The organism is Actinocrinis sp. (assembly GCF_035650855.1).
Classification (GTDB): domain Bacteria; phylum Actinomycetota; class Actinomycetes; order Streptomycetales; family Catenulisporaceae; genus Actinocrinis.
Window position 1 is genome coordinate 1 of sequence record NZ_DASRGV010000299.1, and the last position, 4223, is coordinate 4223.

General features: G+C 72.1%; 4 protein-coding genes and 1 pseudogene. 4 read left to right on the top strand and 1 reads right to left on the bottom strand.

Going from position 1 to position 4223, the window contains the following annotated elements; genetic code table 11:
- The 4 genes and pseudogenes from VFB40_RS21410 to VFB40_RS21425 all read left to right on the top strand — a co-directional run.
- A pseudogene (locus VFB40_RS21410) lies at window positions 1-519 on the top strand (hypothetical protein); the annotation flags it as partial.
- A 19-nt stretch (window positions 520-538) separates the two neighbouring features.
- Entirely contained in the window at window positions 539-1570 is a 1032-nt protein-coding gene (locus VFB40_RS21415) for an ABC transporter ATP-binding protein (RefSeq protein WP_324853418.1), read from the top strand.
- Window positions 1571-1671: 101 nt separating this feature from the next.
- Window positions 1672-2352: an ABC transporter ATP-binding protein gene (locus VFB40_RS21420; protein ID WP_349261580.1), complete on the top strand. Its 681-nt coding sequence runs from the start codon at window positions 1672-1674 to the stop codon at window positions 2350-2352.
- Window positions 2353-2371: 19 nt separating this feature from the next.
- Window positions 2372-2668: a putative quinol monooxygenase gene (locus tag VFB40_RS21425; protein WP_324853422.1), complete on the top strand. Its 297-nt coding sequence runs from the start codon at window positions 2372-2374 to the stop codon at window positions 2666-2668.
- A gap of 27 nt (window positions 2669-2695) precedes the next feature.
- Here VFB40_RS21425 and VFB40_RS21430 read toward each other — a convergent pair.
- Window positions 2696-4223, bottom strand: a 1528-nt coding sequence (locus VFB40_RS21430) for an ERAP1-like C-terminal domain-containing protein (RefSeq protein ID WP_324853424.1), incomplete at its 5' end; no start/stop codon positions are given.

The window sequence follows — 4223 nt, forward strand, 5'->3', positions numbered from 1 at the left end:
ACCGAGGCGGTCACCCGCGCGCAGGCCGTGCCCGGCGTGACGATCGCCGTCCGGGCGCAGCGCGCGGCCGGCCTGGACAGCGGGCCGATCGGGCAGATCGCGCACTGGACCTCGCGCGCGGCGATCGTCTTCGACCTGGTGCTCGCCGTGGTCTGCCTGCTGCTGGCCGGCACGCTCACCGCCCGCACCCGCGCCGCCGGCCGGACCTTCCTGGCCACGCTCGGCGCGCGCAGGTCGACCGGAGTCGCCTCCACAGTGCTGGAAACCCTGCCGGCCTTCGTGATGATCGGCGTGGTCGCGTTCGGCGCCGCCTTCGGCGCGCTGGCCCTGCTCGCCCCGCTGATCGGCCGGATGGCGGTCGGCGATCCGCACAGCCTGCCGCTGTCCGGGCTGGCCACCCCGGCCACGGCGATCCTCGCGGTCTTCGGCATCCCCGCCCTCGGCCTCCTGCTGGCCGCGGTGCGCGCCGCGACCGAGCACCGCACCCGGCTGTCCTTCCTGCGCGAGGAGCGTGACTGATGAAGGGACGGTACGAACCATGACGCAGTCAGCCATGCCCCCGTCCGAGGCGCCGAACACGGACACGGCCGCGGCCGAGCCCGAGTTCGCGACGCTGCGCGAACTGGAGGAGGCGGCCACCCGGCAGCGGGCGCGCTTCGGCGAGTCGGCCCAGATCGTGTGCGACAACCTGGTGCGCATCTACCAGACCGGCGAGGTCGAGGTGCAGGCGTTGCAGGGCCTCGACCTGCTCGTGGACCGCGGCGAGCTGGTCGCGATCGTCGGGGCCTCCGGCAGCGGGAAGTCCACCCTCCTCAATATCCTGTCAGGGCTCGACCGGCCGACCGCGGGAGCGGTACGCGTCGCCGGGCACCAGCTGATGGGCATGAAGGGCCGAGAGCGGCTGCGGTATCGGCGCAAGACGGTCGGCTTCGTGTGGCAGCAGACCGGGCGCAACCTGATCCCGTACCTCAGCGCGCAGGAGAACGTGATGCTGCCGATGTCGTACACCTCGGTGCGCCGCAGGCAGCGCTCGGCGCGCGCCGGAGAGCTGCTGGAACTGCTCGGCGTCGGCTACTGCCGGGAGCGCCGCCCGGCGCAGCTGTCCGGCGGCGAGCAGCAGCGGGTGGCGATCGCGACCGCGCTGGCCAACGAGCCGGAGGTGCTGTTCGCCGACGAGCCGACCGGCGAGCTGGACTCGGCCACCAGCGACGAGGTCTTCGACGCGCTGCGCGGTGCGAACCGCGAGCTGGGCGTGACCATCGTGGTGGTCACGCACGACGCGGCGGTCTCCGAGCGGGTCGGGCGTACTGTGGAGATCCGGGACGGCCGGATCAGCACGGAGACGGTACGGCCCGCGCACGGCGCGCACGATGGCGGTTCGGAGGTCGTGGCCCAGTCCTACGCGGTGCTCGACCGCGCGGGCCGGGTCCAGTTGCCGCACGAGTACACCGAGGCGCTCGGGCTGCGTGAGCGGGTGCTGCTGGCGCTTGAGCCGGACCACATCGGCATCTGGCCGCAGCACCGCAGCCCCGATCCGCTGCCGGCCAGCGTTGAAGGGGACGAGGAATGAGCGAGACCGATCGCCGGGCCGACGCCGCCTCCGCTCCTGCCCCTGCTCTTTCCTCCGCCGCTGCTTCCGCATCCAGCACGGTCCTCGACGACAGCGGCCCGATGGTCGTAGCGCAAGGCCTGCACCGCGTCTACGGCAGCGGCGAGCGCGCGGTGCACGCGGTTAACGATGTGTCCTTCGAAATACCGCGCGGCGAACTGTGCGTCATCGTCGGGCGTTCCGGCTCCGGCAAGACCACGCTGCTCAACCTGATCGGCGCGCTGGACCGCCCGGACTCCGGGGAGCTGGCCATCGACGGCCGCCCGGTGTTCGGCAAGGGCCGCCGCCCGGCCGACTCCGAGCTGGCCGAGCTGCGCCGCGGCACCGTCGGGTTCATCTTCCAGTCCTTCGCGCTGCTGCCGGTGCTCACCGCGGCGGAGAACATCGGCATGCCGCTGCGCCTGCGCCGCGCCCCGGTGGCCGAGCGCGAGCAGCGGGTCAAGCTGCTGCTCGACCTGGTCGGCCTCGCCGCGCACGGCAAGCAGCGGCCGGGCGAGCTGTCCGGCGGCCAGCAGCAGCGGGTGGCGATCGCCAGGGCGTTGGCCAACACCCCGCGCCTGCTGATCGCGGACGAGCCGACCGGCCAGCTCGACCGGGCCACCGGCCGCTCGGTGATGCGCCTGCTGCGTGCGATCATCGCCGCCGAGCACGTCACGGCGCTGGTCGCGACGCACGATCCGGCGATGGTCGAACTCGCGGACCGGGTTCTGACCCTGCGCGACGGGCAGCTCGCCGAGGCGTGAACCGAGGGGATGATCAGTCGTGTACGGATACATCGGCTCGATGAAGGCCAAGCCGGGCTGCCGCGACGAGGTGGCGGCGTTACTGACGGCCGGCGCGACCGGCCTGCGCGCGATCGGGTGCAGCCACTACATCGTGTTCGCCTCGGACTGCGACCCCGACACCATCTGGGTGACCGAGGTCTGGGAGAGCAAGGAGAAGCACGACGCCTCGCTGCGACTGCCGGAGGCCAAGGCCGCGATCGCCAAGGCGATGCCGATGCTGACCGGCGAGTTCACCCGCCAGGAACTGTCTGTCTTGGGTGGGCTCGGGGTCTAAGGTCCGGGACCGGGTCGGCCGGCCTGGTCAGCTGACGCTGCGCGCCTTAAGTGCTCTGGCCAGTTCGTCGCGCGCTTCGAGGACCAGTCGGCGTAGCGCCGGGGCGTGACCGTCCTCGGCGAGCCAGCGGTCGGTGCGTGCCAGGGTGGCCTCCTCCACCACACGGCTCGGGAAGGCGAGCACCGCGATCCGGCGCGAGTTCTCGATCGAACGCTGCGACCACACCTCGTCCAGCGCGGTGAAGTAGCGCTCGACGAAGGGGAGCAGCAGGTCGGGACGCTCCGGCGTCGCGGCCAGACCGAGCAGCAGGTCGCGCAGCAGATCGGTGGGCTGGTCGCCGGATTCCACCGCGAGCTTCCAGGCCGCCGCCTTCGCCTCGGCGGTCGGACGCGCGGCCAGGCACCCGGCGTGCTTGCGCCGGCCGGCCGCCGTCGCGTCGCGCATCAGCTCCGCATCGAGCCGGGTCTGGTCGGCCTGGCCGCCGCGGGCCAGCGCGTGCAGGAAGGTCCAGCGCAGATCCGTGTCGACGGTCAGGCCGTCGATGAGCGCAGCGTCGTTCGGAAGCGCGGTGCCTTCGAGCAGCGCGTCCAGCAGCGCGTAGTCCTCTGCCGAGCAAGCGGCCGCGGCGACACCGCGGGCCCAGGCGAGCTGGTGGTCGGAGCCGGGCGTCGCGGCGGTCAGCTCGCGCCGGGCCATCGCGGCGGCCTGCCGCGCCGCCTCCCGTGCGGCCTGCGGCGCCAGATAGAACTGGAGCACGGCCTCGGTCTGCTGCAACAGGTTCTGCACGACGCCGACCTCTGATTCGGCCGCCGCGTGCCGGTCCACGAAGTCGATGAAGTCGCGCCCGGACAGCTCGGCGTCCCGGGTCATGTTCCACAACGCCGACCACAGCAGCGAGCGCGCCATCGGGTCCTCGAACGAGGACAGGTGCTCGCGCAGGAAATCCACCTGATCGGCCGTCAGCCGCACCTTCGCGTAGGTCAGATCGTCGTCGTTGAGCAGGTGGAAGACACCGCTGCCGTCACCCGCCTTCGCCGGCGAGAACGGGAACGGGGTGCGCGTGTCCGCGAGATCCAGCTCTTGCCGATCGACCCGCACCACCCGCGCCAGGCCGTCCGTAGCGCCGCGGCCTTCGTCCAGCGCATAGGACCCGATCGCGATCCGATGCGGCCTGGCTTCCAGGTAACCCGGGGCGGCCGACTGCGCGATCGCGTCACCATCGATCGTCAGCGTGTTGAGCTGCGCGGTCTCCAACCAGGCCCGGGACCAGGTGGCCAGGTCGCGCCCGGACGTCTCCGCCAGCACGTCGAGCAGGTCCGCGAGCGTCGTGTTGCCGTACGCGTGCCGCTTGAAGTAGCGCCGCGCCCCCTCCAGGAACGCCTCCTCGCCGACGTACGCGACGAGCTGCTTGAGCACTGACGCGCCCTTCGCGTACGTGATGCCGTCGAAGTTCAGCTTCGCGTCTTCGAGGTCGTTGATGGTCGCCACGATCGGATGCGTCGTCGGCTGCTGATCCTGGCGGTAGGCCCAGGCCTTGCGCCGGTTGGCGAAGGTG

What these genes read in the sequence shown, in the direction of transcription:
- VFB40_RS21415 (WP_324853418.1), top strand. Translation starts at nt 539, where the DNA reads ATGACGCAGTCAGCCATGCCCCCGTCCGAGGCGCCGAACACGGACACG.
- VFB40_RS21420 (WP_349261580.1), top strand. Translation starts at nt 1,672, where the DNA reads ATGGTCGTAGCGCAAGGCCTGCACCGCGTCTACGGCAGCGGCGAGCGC.